The organism is Streptomyces sp. cf386, from assembly GCF_900103585.1.
GTDB lineage: Bacteria > Actinomycetota > Actinomycetes > Streptomycetales > Streptomycetaceae > Streptomyces.
In genome coordinates this window covers 1-3,407 of record NZ_FNHV01000049.1, presented here as the reverse complement: position 1 = coordinate 3,407, position 3,407 = coordinate 1, and the positions used below count along the sequence as shown (strand labels likewise).

The window sequence follows — 3,407 nt, the reverse complement described above, 5'->3', positions numbered from 1 at the left end:
TCGGCGTGAAGCTGACCCAGCTCCGCCCCGAGCAGGCCGCGTACATCGGCGTCGAGGTCGAGGGCCCGTACAAGCCCGACCACTACCGCTACTGAGCCGGACCGCCACCAAACCGAGTTGCCGCTCCCGGTGAGCGCGCCCGTGCACTGACGCGCCGCTCGGCAGCAGTTCCTCAGAGGCAGGCCCCCGCACCCCCGTGCCGGGGGCCTGCCCCTTTGGCTCACGCGGCCATTCGGCCCGTATCGCAGGAACAGCCCGTCAAGACCCAGGACCCCGATGCCCCGCGGCCGTTATTCGCTCCATGATCCGCACGATCACACCCCCTTCGCAGAAGAGCACTTCCACTGCGCCCCCGGCCCTTCCGGCTGGCGCTACGTCTCCCAACTGACCACCCCCGCAGGCGATCACAGCGGCTCCGTCGACCTCGCCCTGGACGAACTCGGCCGCCCCATCCGTCTCGAACTCCACGCCGGCGGCTGGCAGGTACGCGGCGCCGCCCTCGACGGCGTCACCTGGGTCCGTACCGACCCCACCGGGGCTCACGCCACAGAAGGCAATGTGCGCGCCCACGCCTTCACCGGAACATCCCCCGCGTTCCTCATCGCCACCACCCGCCTCCTGAGCCTCACCCCTTCCGCCTCAGCAACTCGCGTACGCCTCGTGGCCTTCACGGACCCGGTGCTCGCCCCGCGCACCGTGGACCAGTCCTGGGCCTTGGTGAACAGAGAAACACACGCCACTGACAACGCCCCCCTGACCGTGGACGAATACCAGGTCACAGCCCTGGACACGGGCGAGCAGCACGCCGTACACATCGCGGGCGACGTGGTCCTCGCGGCCCCCGGCATCGAACTGGAGGACCTGGACACGCCGCCGTCCACGTTCGCTTGAGCGAGGACGGGCATGATCAGGGAACCGTGCCTGGCGGCGCCCCGCGCCCGGGAGAGGGAAGAGCTACGCCGGTGGTACGAATCCGGTGGCGGGCCGGTCGGCCGATGAGGCGTCCTGCGGCGCAGAGCTCTGCGGCACTGCGTCCTGCGGTACGGGGAAGCGTTCCCCTTCTGTTCCGACCCCGGGCTGGCCGCCGACCGCAGTCGCCCCCACGCCATACCCGCCCCGCGGAGGCACAGCAGCAGCGGGCGGGACGACCGGCGGGCCGTACGGGCCCGGTGCACCAGCCGCAGATCCCACCCTGCCCACGGCACCACCCGCAGCACGGCTACCGGCAGCAGTCCCGCCCGCCCCAGGCCCGTGCCCGAAGGCGCGCCGCGCCTCCCGTGCCTGTCGTTCCTGCAAAACAGCTGCCAGATACGCGGCCGGCGGCACGCCCTGCGGTGCCGGGGTACCCGTGCGCGCTGCGAGGTCAGTCGCGAGCTGCTCCGCCATCTGCCACCCGACCCGAGGGTCGAGCTGCTGCATCCGCGTCAGGTACTGACGGATGGCGAGCCACAAGCCATCAGGAACGGCCGAGAGATCGAGACCCGAGAACCGCCCGGCCAACCACGGTGGCGGCGGCGGAACGAAGCCCGTCCGCGCGAGGGGCACCCGCTCCCGAACTACGAGAGTCCCAGCGAACACATCACCGAGCCGCCGCCCGCGCGCGGACACCAACGAAGCGATGACGGCGACGACGCCGAGCGTCATCAGAATCTCGATCACACCGATGAGACCCCGCACCAGCGAGTGCCGGAACCGGATCGGTCCGCCGTCGTCGCGCACCACGCGCAGCCCGCACGCCAACTTCCCGAGCGACCGCCCATGACTGAGCGTCTCCACCGCGATCGGACCGCCGACCAGCAACAGAACGAACATCGCGATCGACAGCGCGGTCTGCGCCGCCTCGTCCAGAGAAGCGGTGGCAGCCACCACGCCAATGGTCACGACCACATAGGCGATCACAGCCACGGCCAGATCGACGAGGACGGCCAACGCCCTGCTGGGTAGCTTCGCAGGGCGCAACTCCAGCGCCACCGCCTCGCCCGTCACCAGCTCACTCACGCCATCCGTCCTTCCCCTGACCTGCCCCTTGAATGGCCAGTCTGCCAAGCTGAGGGCGCATCGTGCCGCAGTACGACAAGCTGACACCCACGACGAGTCGCCGAGAACAGCCGGGGAGCAGGAAAGCAGATGGACCTCGACGTCTTCGTCACCGCCCACCGAGCCGAGTGGGACCGCCTCGAGGCCCTGCTCGGTCGCCAGCGCCGCCTCAACGGCGCCGAGGCGGACGAACTCGTCGCTCTCTACCAGCGCACCGCCACCCACCTCTCCTTGATCCAGTCCAGCGCCCCAGACCCCCAGTTGACGGGCAGGCTCAGCCAGCTGGTGGCACGCGCGCGTAGTGCGGTGACAGGCACTCGCCGCGCCTCCTGGCGCGATGTCACCCGCTTCCTCGCCCACAGCTTCCCGGCCGCGGTCTACCGGTCGCGCCACTGGTGGGTCCCCACGGCGCTCCTGTCCACCCTCGTCGCGGCTCTCCTGGGCTGGTGGATCGGCACCCACCCTGAAGTACAGGCGACGATCGCGGCTCCAAGCGAACTGCGCGAGCTCACCCGCCCCGGAGGCCAGTACGAGACGTACTACTCCAGCCACCCCGCAGCCTCCTTCGCGGCCCAGGTCTGGACGAACAACGCCTGGGCCGCAGCTCTCTGCCTGATCCTGGGTGTCTTCCTCGGCCTCCCGGTGCTCTGGATCCTCTTCCAGAACATGCTCAACCTCGGTGTCGGCATCGGCCTGATGTCCTCGGCAGGACGCCTGGACACCTTCCTCGGCCTGGTCCTGCCGCACGGTCTCCTCGAACTGACGGCGGTCTTCGTCGCCGCCGGCACAGGCCTGCGCCTCGGGTGGACTCTCATCGACCCCGGCCCTCGCACCCGACGCTCAGCCCTTGCCGAGGAAGGCCGTGCCGCCATAGGCATGGCGATAGGCCTCGCCCTGGTCCTCTTCGTCTCCGGCGCGATCGAAGGCTTCGTCACCCCGTCGGGCCTGCCCACTTGGGCGCGCATCAGCATCGGCGTTGTCGCTGAGCTGGCCTTCCTCACCTACGTCTATGTCCTCGGCGGCCGTGCCGCACGAGCCGGAGAGACGGGCGACGTCGGGGCGGACGAGCGCAGTGCTGCCGTTCCAACGGCGGCCTGATGTGCGGACACCCCCGTTGAACTGCTAGTCTCCTCTTCGCCCCACAAGAGCCGTTGACACGGAGCTGGTGGGGAGGTAGATTCGAACAGTTGCCTGGAAGTGGACACAGTCCAGCCGGGCCGAGTGAGTATCTAGCTGCTTCAGTGGAACATCGATTCCCAAGAAGCCCCTCCCGATGATTCGGAAATGACTGGCCGGTTAGTCAGGCCCGGAACTTCTGATAAAGTCGGAACCGCCGGAAAGGGAAACGCGAGAGCGGGAACCTGGAAAGC

The 3,407-nt window shown here is 69.2% G+C and carries 4 protein-coding genes; 3 read left to right on the top strand and 1 reads right to left on the bottom strand.

The features are described from left to right. Positions 1-95: adenosylhomocysteinase (locus BLU79_RS47210; protein WP_143052612.1), on the top strand; the 95-nt coding region annotated here is incomplete at its 5' end. A gap of 181 nt (positions 96-276) precedes the next feature. After that, positions 277-891, top strand: coding sequence for a hypothetical protein (locus BLU79_RS47205; RefSeq protein ID WP_093912229.1), 615 nt, complete (start codon positions 277-279; stop codon positions 889-891). Positions 892-954: 63 nt separating this feature from the next. Here the strand turns inward: BLU79_RS47205 and BLU79_RS47200 are convergent, their stop codons facing one another. Next, positions 955-1,998: an RDD family protein gene (locus BLU79_RS47200; RefSeq protein ID WP_093912228.1), complete on the bottom strand. Its 1,044-nt coding sequence runs from the start codon at positions 1,996-1,998 to the stop codon at positions 955-957. A 129-nt stretch (positions 1,999-2,127) separates the two neighbouring features. Here BLU79_RS47200 and BLU79_RS47195 point away from each other — a divergent pair, with 129 nt between their 5' ends. After that, on the top strand, positions 2,128-3,135 hold the full coding sequence (locus BLU79_RS47195; RefSeq protein WP_093912227.1) for a stage II sporulation protein M: 1,008 nt from the start codon (positions 2,128-2,130) through the stop codon (positions 3,133-3,135). The last annotated feature ends 272 nt before the right edge of the window (positions 3,136-3,407 follow it).